The sequence below is a fragment of the Streptomyces sp. NPDC039430 genome (genome assembly GCF_055639435.1).
In genome coordinates, this window is sequence record NZ_JBVKAK010000024.1 from 36471 (window position 1) to 54957 (window position 18487).

Sequence of the window (18487 nt, forward strand, 5' to 3'; positions counted from 1 at the left end):
ATTGGCGAGGATTTCCGGTACGCGCTCAAAGGAAGCCGGGTACGCTCGTATGCGTGTTCCGCGTCAGAACCCTTGATCGCTTGTCCACGGCGTGTGGTAGCCGGTGTGCGGGACTGCTTTTGGGGTGCGACGATTTCGGGGAACCTTGTGTGTGCTGAGTCACGTTCGAGTTGAATGATCGGACGTGCGTCAGCACAGGCGGAGACGCCCTGCAGGGGGTGCCAGGATGAGTGCTTCTCGGAGTGAGACCACCGATCCGCGCGGGCCGGACGAGCCGGAGCCCGGTCACGAATCGGAGAGCGGTGCCGCGGTCGGCGCCGGTGCGGACGGCGGGGGCGGGGCGGAGCGGGACGGAGCCGGTGCCGATCTGCTCGCGGCGCTGCTCGACGGTATGGACGCGGCCCTGTGCGCCTTCGACGCGCACGGCGTGATCACCCACTGGAACCGCGAGGCCGAGCGGATACTCGGCTGGTCCGCCGAGGAGGCCGTCGGGCGGCAGGGCTTCGCCGGATGGGCCGTGCGGACCGCCGACGCGGACGAGGTGCAGGCGCGGCTGATGGCCGTGATGGATACGCCGGGGCGGCAGGTGGACGAGTTCGCGCTGCTGCGCAAGGACGGCGGGAGGGTGCTGATTCGGACCCAGTCGTCCGGGATGCGCGGGGCGGACGGCAAGCCCGCCGGGGTCTACAGCGCCTTCAGCGAGGTCCATGAGCAGATCGATCTGGAGCGGTCCATCGCGCTCAGCGAGGCGCTCTTCGACGACGCGTCCTGGGGTGTCGTCCTCGTGGACGTCGATCTGCGGCCGACCGTCGTCAACGGCTACGCGGCGCGCGCGTTCGGTTCCGGGCGTGGTTCGGTGCTGGGCCGGCCGCTGGGCGAGCTGCTCACGCAGGGCGTCGAGGAGCTGGAGGCCGCGCTCCACCATGTGCTCGCGGAAGGGGCGCCGAAGTCGGCCGCCGAACTGTGGGTGTCGGTCAACGCGGCGGACGGGGAGCGGCGGCGCTGCTGGCGCAGCGGCTTTTTGCGGCTGGCGTCTCCGCTGGCGGAGGAGCCGGTGCCGCTGGGCGTGGGATGGATGTTCCAGGACGTGACCGAGTCGAAGCTGGCGGCGCAGGAAGCGGACCGGCTGCGGTTCCGGTCGAGCCAGCTGTACCGGTCGGGGCGCGCGGCGGCGGAGTGCGAGGACCCGATGGAGGCGGCGACGGTCTATCTGGATTTCGCGCTGGCGGGTTTCGCGGATCACGCGCTGATCGATCTGGTGGCGGGGGAGAGGCCGGACGGGGCGGCGGCTCCCGTACGGCTGGTGCGGGTGGCGGAGACGCCGTCCGGTGGCGGGTCGGGGCCGAGTATGACCGTCGAGTCGGGCGGGATACCGGTGCGGTACATGACCGGGCATCCGGCGCTCCAGGCGATGGACCGCAACGGTTCGGTACGGGCGAGCGCTCCTGGTACGTCCGGCGCCTCCGCGGGCTCTGGTTCAGCAGCCCCCGGTGCCTCCGGAGGTCCGGCCGGTCCGGCCGGTCCGGCCGGTCCCGCGTCGGGGGCCGTTCCCTCTCCGGCCTGGGCGACCTCGCGGCAGTGGCCGCCGGACTCGGTGCACGCCCTGTGCACGGTGCTGCGCAGCCGGGGCCGGTCGCTGGGCGTGGTGACGTTCCTGCGGGGAGCGAGCCGGGCAGCCTTCGAACGGCCGGACGCGGTGTACGCGGAGGATGTGACGATCCGCGTGGCGGCGGCCCTGGATCTCGCCGGGGTTCTGTCCGACTGACGGCCCGACGGCCGACGGTGTCACCGAGGACAGACGCCGTGCCGCACGGGCCACACGGACGGGGCAGGCGACACGGACAGCGCGGGCAGCACGGGCGGCACCGGCGGCTTCCCGCACATGCCGCCGCGCGCCGCCCGCCACTGACGCAACGTCAGGACGCGCCCGCCTTGGGGCCCGTCGCCGGACCGCCTTCCCGGAGGGACACCGCCTCCGGGGGCAGCATCCTGACCGGTTCCGTCTCCGCGTCGTTGTGCCGCATCGCCCAGTTCTCCAGGGCGATCCGGCACGCGTGGTCGACATGGCGCAGGCCGGACAGGTCCAGCTCGATGGGACGGTCCTGCGGCAGCGCCTCCAACTGCTCCATGATGCGCGGCAGTCGCAGGAACGTCGCGTTGCCGGTGACCGACACCACCATCCTGCCGCCGGTGAGTTCATGGACGTCGACATGGAGATGGGAGATCTCCCACGCGGTCTTGACCACCGCGAGCAGCAGTCCGAGAACCACACCCTCGAAGAGGTTCGTGACCAGGACCGCCAGCGCCGTGATGGCGAGGATCACCGCTTCGCCGCGGTGCTCCCGCCACAGCGGGCGCAGTTCCTTGACCGGTACGAGCTTGCAGCCCGCGTGCACCAGGACACCGGCGAGCGCCGCGAGCGGGATGACGCCGATCGCCGCCGGCAGCAGCGCGGCGAACAGCAGCAGCCACAGGCCGTGCAGGATCCGGGAGAGCGGGGTCCGCGCGCCCGCCTGGACGTTGGCGGCGCTGCGTACGATGACCGCGGTCATCGGCAGCGCGCCGAGCGCGCCGCAGACCGTGTTCCCCACGCCCTGCGCCATGAGTTCCTTGTTGTAGTCCGTGCGCGGGCCGTCGTGCATACGGTCCACCGCCGCGGCGCTGAACAGGCTCTCCGCCGAGGCGATCAGGGTGAACGCCAGAACGGTGCCGAGCGCGGCCACGCTCGCCAGGCCCCCGAACTCGTCGAGGCCGGGCGGGCGTATGGACTCCAGCAGGCCCTGCACCTCGACCTTGGCGACGGGAAGGTCCAGCAGGAAGGCCGCGCCGGTGGCCAGGGCCACGGCTGCCAGCTGGCCGGGAACCACCCGGGCTCGGGCCGGGAGCCGGGGCCAGAGCACCAGTACGGCGATGGTCCCCGCCCCGATGAGGAACGCGGTCAGCGCCGTGCCGTTGGTGAGGATGTCGCCGGCCAGTCCCGGCAGTCCGGCGATCTTGCCGACCCCGCCGGACGGCTGCGCGGTGTCGGCCATGGCGTACACCTGGCCCAGGACGAGCACCAGGCCGATGCCGGCCAGCATTCCCTGGACGACGGCGACCGAGATGGCCCGGAACCAGCGGCCGAACCCGAGGGCTCCGAGGGCCAGTTGCAGCAATCCGGACACCAGGACGATGGCACCGAGCGTACCGAGGCCGAATTCTTTGACGGCTTCGTATACGAGGACCGTGAGACCGGCTGCGGGGCCGCTCACCTGAAGCGAGCTGCCGGGCAGACAGCCCACGACGAGTCCGCCGACGATACCGGTGACCAGACCGAGTTCGGCGGGGACGCCGGAGGCGACCGCCACCCCCACACAGAGGGGTAGGGCGACGAGGAAGACGACGAGGGACGCGAGTATCTCGCGCCGAAGGACACGCTGGTCCTTCAGAAGTGGGAGGGAGAGCATGACGGGTTGTCCTAGCTGTGCGGTCCGCGAGCGGACGGAAGGTGGGGAGAGGTCGATATCGAGGCCGCTGTCACAGCGGTCTGAACTCCCCGCCCAGCTCGGGCCGGTGGACGCTGATCGCGCCCGTGTCCACTTCGTAGTACCAGGCGTGCAAGGAGAGGCGGCCGTCCGCGAGGCGTTCCCGTACGGCGGGATAGCCGCGGAGGGTGTCGAGTTGCGCCGCCGCGTGGTGCCGTACGGCGTGGGCGAGGCCGTGCGCCGCCGGAAGCTTGGAGGCGCGGAGGCCGAGCCAGCCGCGCACGGCGGGAACGGCCGACAGGTCCTCGCCGCGGACCATGGCGCCGACGGCGCCGCAGTGTGAGTGACCGCAGACGACGATGTCACGGACGTCGAGCACGCGCAGCGCGTACTCGATCGTGGCGGTCTCGCCGCTGGGGCGGTCCCGGTCGTACGGCGGGACGATGTTGCCCGCTGTACGCAGCTCGAACAGCTCGCCGGGGCGGGCGCCGGTGATGAGGGAGGGGATGACACGGGAGTCCGAGCAGGTGATGAAGAGTGCTTGCGGCGACTGCCCTGCCGCGAGATCTCGGAACTCTTCGGGGCGTTCCGCCACCTGCACGGAGAAGGAACGGGCGTTGTCGATGAGGGATTTCATGATGGCCTGCCTCCTGCACTCCCGGGCTTGCCGGGGCGCGGTGTGGTCGGGTCAGTGGGGGGTGAAACGGATGTGCGTGAACTGCGGGTCGAGCCATGAGGGTTGAGCGTGTTGTGGGTCGAGCATGGGGGTTGAGCGTGTGGGTTGAGCATGGGGTTGAACGTGCAGGTCGATCGTGAGGGTGAGGACTGAGGGTGTGGACGTGAGGGCCGCACCGTGGGGAAAGGGGCGAGCGTCAGGGATGTCCTGGCTCTCACGGGGTGCCATGCGGGCGTCGCGCCCTGCCGGATCGCGGCAGTTCGGGAGGCCGGCGTGGCGGCTGCCGTGTGGTGGTCCGGGCGGCCGGCGTCAGGAAGCGGTCGTCCCGCGTCTGACGGTGGACTCGCGGTCCAGTCGGATTCTCACAGCTCGCCCTTTCCGTCTTTCGGTCTTTCCGTGGTGCCGTGCGGGCACGGCAGTACGCGCCGACATGTCGTCAGCTCCGATGATGCCGCACCGCAGCCTCACCTACTTTGCCTGAACATTACTTCTCTGTGAAAGATCAAAATTCCGCCAAGTGCCCCCTTGGTGACGCAAAGTGGTGGTTCGCGGGTGCGAAAACGTGCTGGGGCCTGCGGGAGTGCGCCCCGCAGGCCCCAGATGTCACTCTCGGTATCCGCTGTTACGTGTGTCGCATTTTTGTCTTCGGCCGCGTCGCTTTACCCCGGCCGCCGCAGCCCGTCGCCGTTCGCGGAAGCGTTCTAGTGCCGGTAGAAGATTCGATCGCCGTACTCGGTCATGACGCGGCCGTTCCACTCGGTACCGCCGTCGACGTTCCCCGAGCGCAGCAGCGGGGGTTCGATTCCGCGTTCGGCGAGTTCTCCCGCGGCCGCGGCCATCATGGCCTGCATCAGGGCGCTGGTGACGACGGTGGAGGCGGGCGCGAAGGGCGCCTCGATGCCGTCGGCCGTCAGTTCCGCGTCACCGACCGCGATCTTGCTGTCCAGCACGATGTCGCAGTGGTCCTTGAGGTAGGTCCCGGTGAGGTGGCGTGACGTCGTCTCCGTCGCGTACGCCACGGACGTCACACCGATGACCTTCAGCCCCAGCGCCCGCGCGTTCATCGCCATCTCGACGGGCAGCGCGTTGCGTCCGGAGAGGGAGATGATCACCAACAGGTCGCCGGCGCGGGCGGGGCTGGAGTCCAGGACCGCTCCCGCCAGCCCGTCGACCCGCTCCAGCGCGGAACCGAGGGTGGCCGGCATGACGTCGACGCCGACCACGCCTGGCACGGTGAGCAGATTCATCACGGCGAAGCCGCCGGCCCGGTAGACGACGTCCTGCGCGGCGAGCGAGGAGTGCCCGGCGCCGAAGGCGAAGAGCCGGCCCCCGGCGGCGACGGTGTCGGCGATGGCGGTTCCGGCGGCGGCGACGTTGGCGGACTCCTCGTCGCGTACCCGCTGGAGCAGGCCGATCGCCGCATCGAAGAACTGACCGGCCAGCTTGCTCTCGCTCATCGAGGAGGCCCTTCCAGGGTGGGGGATCAAGGGCGGAACAGGAGGGTGGTTCAGGGCTGGTCGAGGGGCTGGAACAGGGGCGGACCGTGCGCGGATCAGGGCGGGATCCAGCGGTTGACCAGGACTGGAACCACGGGCGGGGCGGGCACCGGGAATGTCTGTGCCGCGGATCACGTTGAGGTCTGGACCATTGCTCTGTCAATACGGCGACCCGACATGGCTGTCCCGCCGCATCCGGGTTCCGCCCCTTCCGCTCTCCACGGCACGGCACGGTTGTCGGTGGTATGCGTCAGAATTGAGTCAGGGCCAGCGCACGATTTATCGAGGGGCATGTATGTCCGGACTGATCGACACGACGGAGATGTACCTCCGCACCATCCTTGAGCTGGAAGAGGAAGGTGTGGTCCCGATGCGGGCCCGGATCGCGGAGCGGCTCGACCAGAGCGGGCCGACGGTCAGCCAGACCGTGGCCCGTATGGAGCGCGACGGACTGGTGCAGGTCGCGGGTGACCGGCATCTGGAGCTGACGGAGGAAGGACGCCGGCTGGCGACACGCGTCATGCGCAAGCACAGGCTCGCCGAGTGTCTCCTGGTCGACGTGATCGGCCTGGAGTGGGAGCAGGTGCACGCGGAGGCGTGCCGCTGGGAGCACGTGATGAGCGAGGCGGTGGAGCGGCGCGTGCTCGAACTGCTCCGCCATCCGACGGAGTCGCCGTACGGCAACCCGATCCCGGGCCTGGAGGAGCTGGGCGAGAAGGCCGAGGCGGATCCGTTCCTGGACGTGGGGATGGTGAGTCTCGCCGAGCTGGACCCGGGCGCCGAGGGCAAGACGGTCGTGGTGCGGCGGATCGGCGAGCCCATCCAGACCGATGCCCAGCTGATGTACACGCTGCGGCGCGCGGGCGTTCAGCCCGGGTCCGTGGTGAGTGTGACGGAGTCTCCCGGCGGGGTGCTGGTCGGGAGCAGTGGCGAGGCGGCGGAGCTTCAGTCCGAGGTGGCGTCGCACGTCTTCGTCGCCAAGCGCTGAGGCACCGGGGCCCGTAGCCGGAGGAGCGCCGTCCGCCCAGGGGGGCGGGCGGCGCTTCGGCGACCGCGAGGTGTGCGTACGGGGCCGGGCGTGCGGGGTGTGCGCAGGGCGTGTGCGTACGGGGTGTGTGTACGGGGTGTGCTGAGACCTCCGGACAGCGGAGTGACTCAGGGGAACGTCACGTGGCCGGACTGTATGCGCTTTCCGGCGGGAGGGGGCGACGGCTGGGCGTTCGCGTGCCAGTCTGTGGCAGAGGCATATGACCTGAGGTGCCGGCGCGGGGATGCGGCTCCGGGTCGGTCCGAGTCCGGGGAGGGAGCAGGGTGATGCGCCTGTGCGGGGGTGTGCACTGTGTGTCGCGTCTGCGGTACGGCGCGTATGCCCTGCGGCTGTCCGGACCGGGAGGCCTGTGTGATCCGCGAGGGGGCGGCTCCGGTGCCTTTCGGCACCGGAGCCTGTCCTCCCCTGCGCTGACCCGGAGCCCCGAGCTCCCAGGGTCGTTCCCCTCGGACCGTCATCCCCGAGCGGCCCGCCTCCCGGAGAAGATCTCCCCAGGGCCGCGTCCGGCAATCCTGGGGCGTGGTCACTCGAACGAGCGGTGTTGCGTGCGGGAATCAGTTTTTCGAATGGGAGTTCGATAGTCTGACGTGGCTGGACGCATCGGAACGGGGCCATGGCGAAAGCCGACTCGACCACTCAGGACCGAAGGGGGTGCCGGGACGCATGGTGCGGCGCATCGATGTGACCGGAGCGGACGGTGTACGTCTCGCTGCCTGGGAGTTTGCCGACCCGCCCAAGCGGCGGGAGGACGCGGCGGGGGCTTCCGGTGTCTTACTGCTGCACGGCCTCATGGGCCGCGCCTCGCACTGGGCCGCCACGGCGCGCTGGCTCTCGGAGCGGCACCGCGCGATCGCGCTCGACCAGCGCGGCCACGGCCGCAGCGACAAGCCGTCCGAAGGCCCGTTCACGCGCGAGGCGTACGTGTCCGACGCCGAGGCCGCGATCGAACAGCTCGGGCTGGCGCCCGTCACGCTCATCGGTCACTCGATGGGCGCGCTCACCGCCTGGCAGCTCGCCGCCAAGCGGCCCGATCTGGTCCGGGCCCTGATCATCTGCGACATGCGGGCATCGGCGCTGGGGGCGGCGTCCCAGCGGGAATGGGCGGACTGGTTCCACGCCTGGCCGGTCCCGTTCGCCACGCTCGCGGACGTACGGAAGTGGTTCGGCGAGGACGACCCCTGGGTGGAACGTCCCACGCCGGCGCGGGGCGAGTTCTTCGCCGAGGTGATGGCGGAGAGCGCGGACGGCTGGCGCCCGGTCTTCTCACGCCGCCAGATGCTGACGTCCCGGGAGACCTGGGTCCATGACGCGCACTGGGAGGAGCTGGCGCACGTCCAGTGCCCCACCCTGGTGGTCCGCGGCCTGGACGGCGAGCTGGGCCGTGCGGAGGCCCAGGAAATGGTGCGGGTGCTGCCGCGCGGCCAGTACGCGGAGGTGACGGACGCGGGCCATCTCGCCCACTACGACCAGCCGGAAGCCTGGCGGGCGGCGATCGAACCGTTCCTGGACGGCGTGCTGACGCCCTGACGCGCCGGGACCAATGACGCGCCCGCCGGGCCGCCTTGGCGCGAGGGGACCAATGACGCGCCCGCCGGGCCGCCCTGACGCGACGGGACCCGGTGGCGCGGGACGGAAGCCCCTGACGTCATGCGATGCCTGACGCGACCGGCCGCCCCGACGCGACCGGCCGCCCCGTCATGACCGGGCTCCCCCGGGCTTCCTCGGGGGCTCCCCGGCTTTCCCGGGCGCCCTGTCCGCCGGGCCGTCAGCCCTTGCTGACCGCCGCGAGGATCTCCGGCAGGCGCGCCGCCGTCCGCGGGGCCGCCAGGCGGAGGCCGCCCGCCGCCGCCAGGGCGCCGTACGCCGTACCGACCGGGAGCAGCAGCCACGCCCATTCGTCCGCGCCCGACACATGGATCCAGATCGTCAGCGCGAGCACCGGCGCACACAGCAGCGCGGCGCCGAGCATGCCGCCGAAGATCGAGATCCAGGCGAGACCGGCCTGGCCGGGGGCGACGTTCTTGTAACCGCTGTCCTGCGGTATCGAGTACGGGAAGCGCGCCGAGGCGACCGCGCCCGTCGCCAGCATCGCGCCGAGCAGCGCGAAGGACAGCCCGAGCGCCTCGGGCAGCGCCCCCCAGTCGCCGAGCAGCGCCGCCGTGGCCACGGTCACCAGCGCCGAGTACGGCAGGGTGATCACCAGCAGTGCCAGCGCACGCGCGCGCAGTTCGAGATAGGCGTCCCGCGTCGAGGAGATCGTCAGCGCGACCATCCAGAAGGCCGAGGTGTCCTGGCCGAACTGGTTGTACATCTGGATGCCGAGCATGCCGGCCGCGAAGCACGCGAAGTAGATCGTTCCCCTGCCCTGGAGCGCGTTGAGCAGCGGCACGATCAGGCCGATGGCCAGCGAGGTCACCCAGGCCGCCTTGGTCTTCGGGTCGCGCCACACGTACCGCAGGCTGCGCAGCATCACCGTGCCCGTACGCCCCTCGGGGAGCAGCCGCCCCGGCTGCCACACCGACTCCTTGCGCGCCGGTTCCGACGCCGCGAGCGTCGAGCCGTCCGGGGCGGTCATCAGCTTCACCAGCGACCGCTGCCACGCGTACAGCAGGGCCGCCAGCGCGGCCACCGTCAGCAGCAGCTGGGCCGCGGCCCGCCCGTACGCGCCCTCGCTCACCGACTCCACCGCGCCCATCGCGGACGCCGGCGGGAGCCACCGTACGATCCGCGCCGCCGGGTCGAGCGCGGAGAGCCCGCCCGCGTCGCCGAGCCGCTGGACGCCGAAGTTGACGACCTGGATGCCCACCGCGATCACCAGACCGCTCAGAACGGCCAGGTCGCGTCCCTTGCGCGAGGTCAGCAGCCGGATATTGGCCGTCGCGACCGCGCGCGCCAGGGCCACGCACACGAGCAGGACCAGCGCCACGGCCAGGACCGAGACGGCCACGGCCGCCGCGCCATGCGCCGTCGCCGCCGCCGAGCCGACCGCCAGACAGAGCGTGAACAGCGGCCCGATCCCCACCAGCGAGGCCGCGAGCAGCGCCCCGACCAGTGAGCGCGGGCGCAGCGGCAGCATCACCAGCCGGGTCGGGTCGAGGGTCTCGTCGCCGCTGGGGAAGAAGAGCGGCATCACGGCCCAGCCCAGCGCCAGCAGGGCGGTCAGCAGCACGACCAGCGTGCCCGCGTGGGCGTTTCCGCGCAGCAGGAGCAGACCGAGGAGCTGCGCCGCCGCGAGGAGCAGCGCGAAGACCGCCGACGCGATGTACGCGACCGCCCGGCCCGACGACTGCCGCAGCCCGTTGCGCAGGAGGGAGAGCTTCAGCCGTACGAGGACGGGCGTGAGCGGGACGGACGGGGGCTGGGCGGTCGCCGACGGGGCGGGCCCCGGCGAGGGGGGCGTGAGCGGGACGGACGCTGTCGGGGCGGGGTTGTTCTCGGCCATCTTCATCGCGCGCCGCCCAGCCAGTCCAGCGACTCCCCGGCGCCGTGGCCCTGGGCGCCGACCAGTTCCAGGAAGGCGCTCTGGAGGGTGGGCGCGTCACCCCGTACCTCTTCGAGGGTGCCCTGAGCGCGGATACGGCCCGCCACCATCACGGCGACCCAGTCGCACAGCGACTCGACCAGTTCCATGACATGGCTGGAGAAGACGACGGTCGCGCCCGAGCCCGTATAGCGCTCCAGGACGCCGCGGATCGTCTGCGCGGAGACCGGGTCGACGCCCTCGAACGGCTCGTCCAGGAAGAGGACCTGCGGGTTGTGGAGCAGGGCCGCCGCGAGGCCGATTTTCTTTCGCATGCCTGTCGAGTAGTCGACAACGAGTTTGTGCTGCGCGCCCGCCAGGTCCAGTACGTCGAGAAGCTGGGTGGCCCGTTTGTCGACCTCGGCGCCCGGCAGCCCCCGCAGCCGCCCGGTGTAGCCGAGGAGTTCCCGCCCGGAGAGCCGCTCGAAGAGGCGCAGCCCCTCCGGCAGGACCCCGATCCGCGTCTTGACCTCGACGGGGTCCCGCCAGACGTCGTGGCCGGCGACCCGTACCCGTCCCTGGTCGGGCCTGAGGAGGCCGGTGACCATGGACAGGGTCGTGGTCTTGCCCGCGCCGTTCGGTCCGACCAGGCCGATGAACTGGCCCGCGGGCAGTTCGAGGTCGATACCGGCGACGGCGATGTGTTCGCCGAACCGCTTCCACAGCCCCTCGACCCGAACGGCGGGCTCGGCGTGCGGGCGGATCTCCGTGCCGGTGGCCGCCGCGCTCGTGGTCTCCGCGCCGGTGGTCGGCGGTATCGGCCGTACCCCGCCGGCCCCCTCGGCCCCACTGGCCCCCTCGGCCCCGCCGGCCCCCTCCGCCGGTGTCCGATCCCGTGCCTGGTCCCGTGCCTGGTCCGGCATCGCGCACCGCCTTTCGTGTCTCGTACAGATGTCCCCGTATATCTACGGGGGGCCCACCTTATGTACGGGGCGCCGGACAGGAGCCGCGCCGGACAGGACGGCCTAGGCGCGGCGGGCCCGCTCCTCGGCCGCCTCCCGCCCGCACGCGTACGCGAGGGGGCTCATCAGCTCCTCGACATCGGGCAGCCAGCGGTTGGCCCGCGTGGGCCGGCGCGCCCACTGCACCGCGCCGCTGCCGCCGATCCGCGTCGGCGGGGCCGCCACGTAGTCCCCCTCGCCACGCGTGACCAGGTCGATCGCGCCGGGACTCCAGCCCAGCTTCCGTACGAGGTCGTCCACCTTGACCGCGGCGCCCGGCAGGACGAAGAACAGCATCCGGCGGTCCGGGGTGCGGGTGACCGGCCCGAGCGTCAGGTCCATCCGCTCCATCCTGGCCAGTGCCAGGAAGCCGGCCGACTCCGGTACGTCGAGCGCGTCGAAGGTGCGTCCCGTCGGCAGCAGGATCGACGCCCTGGGCTGTTTCGACCACAGTCTGCGCGCCGCGACCGCGCTGCCCGTCGCCTGCGCCGCCCAGTCGGGACCGGCCGCGTGCGCCCCCGGCGCCGGGCAGTCCTGCCGGTCGCACGAGCAGGTCTCCCGGCCGTCCGCCGCCTCCAGCCAGGTACCGGGGAACACGTCCCAGTGCCGCTCTTCCACGTACCGCACCGCGCTGTCCAGCAGCAGGTCGCCCCGCTGCTGAGGGATGTGCGCGGCGTCCGTCACTCCGATGGTCTCTTCCACGAACAGCACAACTACCGCCACCACCACGGGTTACGGGGTGCCCGTTGCCACGCCGGGGAACGCCCGCCCCGCATATGGGGCGCATGGATGCATGGGTGGGGGCGCGCGGGAAGGGGTGGAGCGGTAAGGGGGTAGCCACCCTCGGGGGTCCGACAACATATGGGCAACGCGGGAGGCATGCGGACGAGCCTCGCCGTGTTTACCGAAGCTTTCTGAAATTCCTCGAATTTTTCCGTTATCACCGAACATGTGCATTCTTCGCATATGTGCCGGGCAGTGTTCAGTGAGCTGATCACTGCGGCCACAGGGGGTATCCATTGGCAGCCAGACCACTCGTCGCGCGCCAGCCGAACGAACGGCTCCAGGCGCTCATCCAGGAGGCGGGGTGTTCCAACGCCGGGCTCGCCCGGCGCGTCAACATGGTGGGCGCGGAGCGCGGGTTGGACTTGCGCTACGACAAGACCTCGGTGGCGCGCTGGTTACGCGGACAGCAGCCGCGTGGCCGGGCCCCGGGCGTCATCGCCGAGGCGCTGGGGCGGAAGCTGGGCCGTACGGTCACGATCGACGAGATCGGGATGGCGAACGGCAAGAATCTCGCCTCGGGCGTCGGTCTTCAGTTCTCGCCCACCGTCATGGGCGCGATCGAACAGGCCTGTGAGCTGTGGCGCAGTGATGTCGGCCGCCGTGACTTCCTGTCCGGCTCGGCGGTGGCGTCCTCGGCGCTCGTCGAGCCCAGCAGGGACTGGCTGATCACCGGCGCGGACCCGGCCGTCGCACGCAACACCGGTGCGCGGGTGGGGGATTCGGATGTCGAGGCGGTACGGGCCATGACCGCGGCCCTCATCGACCTGGACCACCGTTTCGGCAGTGGCCATGTCCGTCCCGTCGTCGTCCACTACCTGAACAGCGTGGTGTCGGGCCTGCTTTCCGGTTCGTACCGTGAGGCGGTCGGCCGGCGGCTCTTCGCGGCGGTCTCCCGACTGACCGAGCTGGCCGGCTACATGGCGATCGACACCGGTCAGCCGGGGCTCGCCCAGCGCTACTACATCCAGGCGCTGCGGCTGGCCCAGGCGTCCGGGGACCGCGGGTACGGCGGCTATGTGCTGGCCGCGTCGATGAGTCATCTGGCGGCGCAGCTCGGGAATCCGCGTGAGATCGCGCAGTTGGCGCGCGCGGCGCAGGAGGGAGCGCGCGGGCAGGTGGCGCCGAGGGCGCAGGCCATGTTCTACGCGGCCGAGGCCCGGGGCCACGCGCTGATGGGCGACGCCCGTACCTGCGAGGCGGCCGTCGGCCGGGCGGTCACCGCGCTGGAGCAGTCGGGCGACGCCTCGGGCGACGACCCGGACTGGATCGCGCATTTCGACCAGGCCTATCTCGCCGACGAGTTGGCGCACTGCTACCGCGACCTGGGCCGGCCGGAGGAGGCGGCCCGGCACGCCGAGGACTCGCTCGCGGGCCATCCCGAGTCCCGGGCCAGACGGCGGGCGATCGGGCTCGTCCTGCTCGCCACGTCCCAGGTCCAGCAGCGGGAGGTCGAGGAGGCCTGCCGTACGGGCACGCGCGCGGCGGAGCTGCTGGGCGCGCTGCGCTCCAGCCGGGGGGCGGAGTATCTCGACGATCTCCAGCAGCGGCTGGAGCCGTACGCGAACGAGCCCGCGGTGCGGGAGTTCACGGCGCGGCTGGAGATCCAGGCGGCGTGACGGCGCTCACTCCCCGCGCTTCCAGGTCCTGTCCGGTCGGTCCTCGTGACGCACGAGGACCGACCGGACAGGACCTGGCGGAGCCCTGTGCGCGGTGAGGGCCGTGGTGGTGCTGTGTGGGCGTCGTGGGGGTGGCGTGAGGGTGATCAAGTCCGGGACGGGATGGGCGAATTCGGACGCGTTATCAGCGTCTTGAGGGGGCGAGTTGTTACAGGGCCCACGCGCGTGGCAGCGGTCGCGATTCACCCGGTAGCGTGAACCGACGATTCGGTAGGTCCACACGTTCCACACGTAGGAGTCCCGGTGACGCAGAGCGGACAAGGGGATGAGCCGCAGCACCCCGCCGCGCGCCCCGCGCACGAAGGCGTGGTGCTGCCCAGCGACGGCAGCGGGCCCTGGATTCCCGGCACGGCCGCGGACCAGGACCGGGCCGTGCCGGCCGGCGGGCAGCCGTGGGGGCAGCCCTGGGGCCCGCAGGACAGCCACCAGGACCAGCAGCCGGGGTACGGGGGCGGCGCGCCGTCGGCCCCGCAGGGGCAGGGCGTACCGCAGTCGTACGGACAGACCTACGAACAGACCTACGGGCAGTCGTACGAGCCGCGGCAGGGCGGTCAGTCGTACGGCGCTCCGCTCCCGCCTGCCCAGGGACAGCCGTTCACGGGACAGCAGGCCGAGGGGCAGCCGTACGCGCCGTACCAGCAGTATCCGCAGTATCCGCAGGGGCAGCAGCTTCCGCCGGCCCAGTCGCAGCCCTTGCCGCAGCCGCTGCCTCCGGCGCGGCCCCACGCGCAGCCTCTGCCGCTGCTCGCGGAGGCGTCCGCGCCGGGAAGCGCGGACGCGACGCAGTATCTGCCGCCGGTGCCCGCGATGGGGGACTCGGACGCCACGCAGTTCATCGCCCCGGTCCCGCCGGGACAGCCGGGCCCCGGCATGCTGCCGCCGGAGAACTCCGCGGAGGCCACGCAGTACCTGCCGTCCACCGCGCCCCCTCCGCAGGGCGCGGACTCGGACGCCACGCAGTTCATCGCGCCCGTCCCCGCCCAGGGTGCCCCGGCCGCGCCCTCCGGAGCCCCGTACGGCATCCGCCCCGGCGCCCCGGGCGACCGCCAGCCGCCCGCGGAGTTCGACAACCTCTTCCGTACGGACGGGCCGGGCGGGGGACAGGGCGCGGAGTCGACGCAGCAGATGCCCCCGATCGGCGCGGGCCGGGGGCCGCAGCCGCCGCAGCAGCCCCAGCAGCCCCAGCAGCAGCGCGGACCGTACGGTCAGCAGCCCGCCGCCTACCAGCAGCCGGCCGCCGCGTACCAGCAGCCGCCGGCACGGCAGGACCCGGCGGGCGGCGGCCGTGGCGCGGCACGCCGCAAGCCGTCACGCGTGCCGGTGATCGCGGCCGTGGTCGTCGGCTGCGCCGTCCTCGGCCTGGGCGCGGGCGCGCTGATGAGCGGCGGCGACGCGCCCAAGGACGACAGCAAGACGGTGGGCTCGGCGAGTTCACCCAGCACCGAACCCTCCACCCAGGCCGCCGCCCCCGACCCGGTGAAGCGACAGGCCGAGGCGCTCGACAAGCTCCTCGCGGACAGCAACGACAGCCGCTCGGCGGTCATCAGCGCGGTCGAGAACATCAAGTCCTGCGACAGCCTGGACCAGGCGGCCACCGATCTCCACGGAGCGGCCGAGCAGCGCCGGGGCCTGGTGACCCAGCTGGAGGGCCTGACCCTCGACAAACTGCCGAACCACGCCGCGCTCATATCCGCCCTCACCGACGCCTGGCAGGCCTCCGCCTCGGCGGACGACCACTACGCGCAGTGGGCGAAGCAGACCAAGGGCAAGAAGGGCTGCAAGGACGGCCGCGCCCGCACGACCTCGCAGGCGGCCAAGGCGAACCAGGCGAGCGGCGAGGCCACGGCGGCGAAGCAGAAGGCATCGGGCCTGTGGAACAGCATCGCGACGAAATACGACCTGACGGAACGCGCCCCGACCCAGCTGTAGCCCGCGTGGCCCGGCGGGCCCCGGGGGCCGGGGCCGGGCGATCTACGGCGCGTCGTCGGCCACGTCAGAAAGCGGCCGGTCACGCGGTACATACGCGGTCGAGGGGGCGGGGCACGGGGACAGGTCGTCCCGCGTGACCGGATCTCCGTGCCACAGCAGAGTCACTCCGTGCTCGTGGCAGTAGGCGCCGGTCTCGTCCTCGTACGGGAAGTCGTGCCCGCCCGTGACGCATCTGGTCACCGCGTCGGGTCCGCTCCGGCCGGGTCCGGGGCGTAGTGCTCCAGCAGCCACTGACAGTCGAGCGCGAGCAGCCGCACGTGAACGTGTGCCGTCAGAACTCCGGTGCCGAGTCCTCGCGCGGCGTGGCGCTGGATGCTGTCCAGGCGGGCGGTCAGCCGGTACCAGTCGGTGCCGCCACGCCACAGCCGGCCGGCCTCGACGCGCGCGGTGGGGAGCAACTCCGCGATGTGGCCGCGAAGCGCCGCGGCCAGCTCGGACAACTCGTCGCGACTGCGAGTTCCGGAGGTGACCTGCCGAGCCTGGTCGATGCTGCTCTGCCATCGGGCGATGGCCGCTTCGGTCTCTGCGTTGGCGTCCACAACTTCCCCTGTCGGTCCGGTTCGGTATGTGCCGCAACGGTTTCAACTCTGGGCGTCTGAGTCGCGGGCAGCCGTGTCCAATTTTCTTGGCACCGCCACTGGCCTGTGATCTGCGGCAACTCCGGCTTCCGGATGGCGAAGTGGACGGCTTGTGCCTCCAGCGCGTTACGGTTCCGCTCTACGGCGAGCGCAACGATCGCTACCTTGAGTGAATCCACGCGTACTCAGGGAGAACGATGATTCCGTCGCCGAAGCCGGGAGCAAAGGCGGATCGTGATGCCTTGCGTCATGAGATGTCGTCAGCCGGGTGCAGCACGCCAGAAATCGCCATTGAGATGCGTGTCCGCTTCCGGATACGGCCTCGCGAGGCGTGGCGCCATGCCCTTGGGTGGACTCTGCAGGGGACAGCGGAGCGCATCTCCTCGTGCCCCGGCTCCGCTGTCGCGGCGGACGCCTCTCTCGTAGGGAAATGGGAGAAGTGGCCCGGCCCGTCGAGCCGTCGGCCAACACTCCACGTTCTGGTCGTCCTGGCCACCGTCTACGGCTGCGATGTCGAAGACCTTCTCGATATCGCGGACCGTCGTGCCCTGCCGGACAGTGACCTGAGGATTATTCGAAGCCGGACTCCCGAGCAGGCGATCACGGCGACGACAGATGGTGCCGTGATCACGCCGGAGGCCGAATCGGACCGAGTGGTTGCCGCCGCCACCGAGTCCGCCACGTGGGCGCAGTGGGCCGAAGCTACGAACGTTGGCGATATCGCCCTGGAGCAGGTCTTTGCCGATGTACGGACACTCGCCTGTCAGTACTTGAACGGCGACGCCGTCGTTCTCTTCAATCGCACGCGGAGACTCCGTGATCGCGTCTTCGCGCTCCTCGAAGGACATCAGCCGCCACGCCAGTCAGCTGACCTCTACGTGTCCGCCGGCTACCTTTGCGGGCTGCTCGCCTGGATCTCCAGTGACCTCGGCAACCTGCGCGCGGCGGACACTCAGGGACGCACGGCGTGGCTGTGCGCAGAAATGGCCGGACACAGTGAGCTGAGCGCCTGGGTCGCGTCCACCCGCTCGAAGATCGCGTTCTGGGACGGGCGGTTGCGAGACGCCATCAACTACGCCCGACGCGGGACCGCATGCCGTCCGCGGGGCAGCGTGGGTGCGCTCCTCGCATGCCAGGAGGCCGATGCCTGGTCCAAGCTGGGCGCTGCTGAGGAGACCCGGTCCGCACTGCGGCGTGCCGCCGCGGCACGCGAGGCCATAGTGGGAAGCGACGAGATCGGCGGCCTGTTCTCCTGCAACCCCGCCCGACAGGAAAACTACGCTGCTGCCGCGCACCTGCGGATCGGTGCCTATCACGAGGCGCTGCGCGAAGCCGACACAGCGCTTGGCCACCTCGCCGCGCATTACCCGCGCGCAGGTGGTACAGCGGCGCAGATCCACGTCAGCCGGGCTACGGCTCTGACCGGCATCGGCCATCCGGATGCGGTCATGGAGGCCCTCGCTCCGGTGCTGGCCCTGCCCCCGGAGCTGCGGTTCGCCCCGATCACCGAACGGATGCGTGATCTTGGTGAATTGATGGCCGCGGTACCGTCAGCCACGAGCCCTGTGCCCGCCGCGGCACGGCGTGCACTCAACGAATGGTGCCTTGACTCAGCACCACGGCGCTTTGCCCTCTCGTCAGGGGATGGCACTGCTGATTGGATCTCAGGTCATGACCACTCGACCTGAGCACCTGCGTAACCATTGGTGGTGGCGTCCCGGATGGGCTACCGGGCGGCGCTTCTACACCTGGCACCTGGTCTTCGACGGGCAGCCGGACGTTCATCGATTCGCCGGTCAATACCGTTCCGCGCTGGCCGGGGTAGACGGACTGGACCTGATTCCGGATCGGTGGCTGCATCTGACCATGCAGGGAATCGGCTTCGTTGATGAGGTCGATCAAGCGGATGTGGACGCCGTCGTCGAGGCCGCCCGTGTTCGCCTGGCCGCCGTGCCGGCCTTCGACATCACGCTCTCCGCGCCGACAGTCGATCCAGAGGCGATCCTCTTCCCTGTGCGGCCCGAAGAGCCGCCGCGGGCCGTCCGCGATGCGATTCGGGCGGCGATCGGAGATGTTCTCGCCGAAGTGCCGGAGAAGCCCGAGGGGTTCCGGCCCCACGTCTCAGTGGCGTACAGCAACAGCGACGGCCCTGTGGACGCCATCCTGGAGACCCTCGGCGCGGCCAGCGTTCCACCGGTCAACGCGCGTATCGGGTCAGCAGAGTTGATCGTGCTGCACCGCGACAACCGTTTGTACGAATGGCAGCCGTACGCCACTGTGGAACTTGGCTGAGTCTCTGAGGTCCGCCACGTG

At 71.2% G+C, this 18487-nt stretch carries 15 protein-coding genes; 7 read left to right on the top strand and 8 right to left on the bottom strand.

The features are described from left to right. Positions 1–226 precede the first annotated feature (226 nt). The gene (locus tag ACZ7LS_RS34485) at positions 227–1765 is read left to right on the top strand and encodes a PAS domain-containing protein (RefSeq protein WP_385136573.1); all 1539 of its coding nucleotides are present in this window, start codon (positions 227–229) and stop codon (positions 1763–1765) included. 151 nt (positions 1766–1916) lie between these two features. Here the strand turns inward: ACZ7LS_RS34485 and ACZ7LS_RS34490 are convergent, their stop codons facing one another. The 3 genes from ACZ7LS_RS34490 to ACZ7LS_RS34500 all read right to left on the bottom strand — a co-directional run bounded on the left by ACZ7LS_RS34490 (position 1917) and on the right by ACZ7LS_RS34500 (position 5597). Beyond that, complete coding sequence (locus ACZ7LS_RS34490) at positions 1917–3446, bottom strand: SulP family inorganic anion transporter (protein WP_382527220.1); 1530 nt, start codon at positions 3444–3446, stop codon at positions 1917–1919. Between the two features lie 70 nt (positions 3447–3516). Continuing rightward, entirely contained in the window at positions 3517–4101 is a 585-nt protein-coding gene (locus tag ACZ7LS_RS34495; protein ID WP_382527217.1) for a carbonic anhydrase, read from the bottom strand. A 740-nt stretch (positions 4102–4841) separates the two neighbouring features. Further along, on the bottom strand, positions 4842–5597 hold the full coding sequence (locus ACZ7LS_RS34500; RefSeq protein ID WP_382527214.1) for an SIS domain-containing protein: 756 nt from the start codon (positions 5595–5597) through the stop codon (positions 4842–4844). A gap of 334 nt (positions 5598–5931) precedes the next feature. Here ACZ7LS_RS34500 and ACZ7LS_RS34505 point away from each other — a divergent pair, with 334 nt between their 5' ends. Then, positions 5932–6624 carry a metal-dependent transcriptional regulator gene (locus ACZ7LS_RS34505; RefSeq protein ID WP_030351277.1) on the top strand — a complete coding sequence of 231 codons (693 nt, stop codon included), beginning with the start codon at positions 5932–5934 and terminating at the stop codon, positions 6622–6624. Between the two features lie 723 nt (positions 6625–7347). Next, the gene (locus ACZ7LS_RS34510; RefSeq protein WP_382527211.1) at positions 7348–8211 is read left to right on the top strand and encodes an alpha/beta fold hydrolase; all 864 of its coding nucleotides are present in this window, start codon (positions 7348–7350) and stop codon (positions 8209–8211) included. 238 nt (positions 8212–8449) lie between these two features. On the opposite strand, the gene ACZ7LS_RS34515 is transcribed toward ACZ7LS_RS34510, so the two are convergent. The 3 genes from ACZ7LS_RS34515 to ACZ7LS_RS34525 form a co-directional block, all read right to left on the bottom strand. Then, on the bottom strand, positions 8450–10132 hold the full coding sequence (locus ACZ7LS_RS34515) for a transporter (protein WP_385830190.1): 1683 nt from the start codon (positions 10130–10132) through the stop codon (positions 8450–8452). Further along, positions 10129–11067 carry an ABC transporter ATP-binding protein gene (locus ACZ7LS_RS34520; protein ID WP_385136578.1) on the bottom strand — a complete coding sequence of 313 codons (939 nt, stop codon included), beginning with the start codon at positions 11065–11067 and terminating at the stop codon, positions 10129–10131. Before ACZ7LS_RS34520 ends, ACZ7LS_RS34515 begins: the two co-directional genes overlap by 4 nt. Positions 11068–11169: 102 nt before the next feature. Next, the gene (locus ACZ7LS_RS34525) at positions 11170–11856 is read right to left on the bottom strand and encodes a bifunctional DNA primase/polymerase (RefSeq protein WP_382667184.1); all 687 of its coding nucleotides are present in this window, start codon (positions 11854–11856) and stop codon (positions 11170–11172) included. Positions 11857–12164: 308 nt separating this feature from the next. Here ACZ7LS_RS34525 and ACZ7LS_RS34530 point away from each other — a divergent pair, with 308 nt between their 5' ends. After that, positions 12165–13547 (top strand): tetratricopeptide repeat protein, encoded by a 1383-nt coding sequence (locus ACZ7LS_RS34530; RefSeq protein WP_382527202.1) that lies wholly within the window; start codon positions 12165–12167, stop codon positions 13545–13547. Between the two features lie 303 nt (positions 13548–13850). After that, the gene (locus ACZ7LS_RS34535) at positions 13851–15536 is read left to right on the top strand and encodes a hypothetical protein (protein WP_385136647.1); all 1686 of its coding nucleotides are present in this window, start codon (positions 13851–13853) and stop codon (positions 15534–15536) included. Between the two features lie 42 nt (positions 15537–15578). Here the strand turns inward: ACZ7LS_RS34535 and ACZ7LS_RS34540 are convergent, their stop codons facing one another. Together ACZ7LS_RS34540 and ACZ7LS_RS34545 are read right to left on the bottom strand one after the other, a co-directional pair. Beyond that, positions 15579–15776, bottom strand: a complete 198-nt coding sequence (locus ACZ7LS_RS34540; RefSeq protein WP_382529360.1) for a hypothetical protein — start codon at positions 15774–15776, stop codon at positions 15579–15581. Then, positions 15773–16135, bottom strand: a complete 363-nt coding sequence (locus ACZ7LS_RS34545; RefSeq protein WP_382529362.1) for a DUF6415 family natural product biosynthesis protein — start codon at positions 16133–16135, stop codon at positions 15773–15775. Before ACZ7LS_RS34545 ends, ACZ7LS_RS34540 begins: the two co-directional genes overlap by 4 nt. 236 nt (positions 16136–16371) lie before the next feature. On the opposite strand from ACZ7LS_RS34545, the gene ACZ7LS_RS34550 reads away from it, so the two are divergent. Continuing rightward, positions 16372–17862, top strand: coding sequence for a helix-turn-helix domain-containing protein (locus tag ACZ7LS_RS34550; protein ID WP_382874862.1), 1491 nt, complete (start codon positions 16372–16374; stop codon positions 17860–17862). Next, complete coding sequence (locus ACZ7LS_RS34555) at positions 17846–18466, top strand: 2'-5' RNA ligase family protein (protein WP_382675247.1); 621 nt, start codon at positions 17846–17848, stop codon at positions 18464–18466. Before ACZ7LS_RS34550 ends, ACZ7LS_RS34555 begins: the two co-directional genes overlap by 17 nt. Positions 18467–18487: the final 21 nt, after the last annotated feature.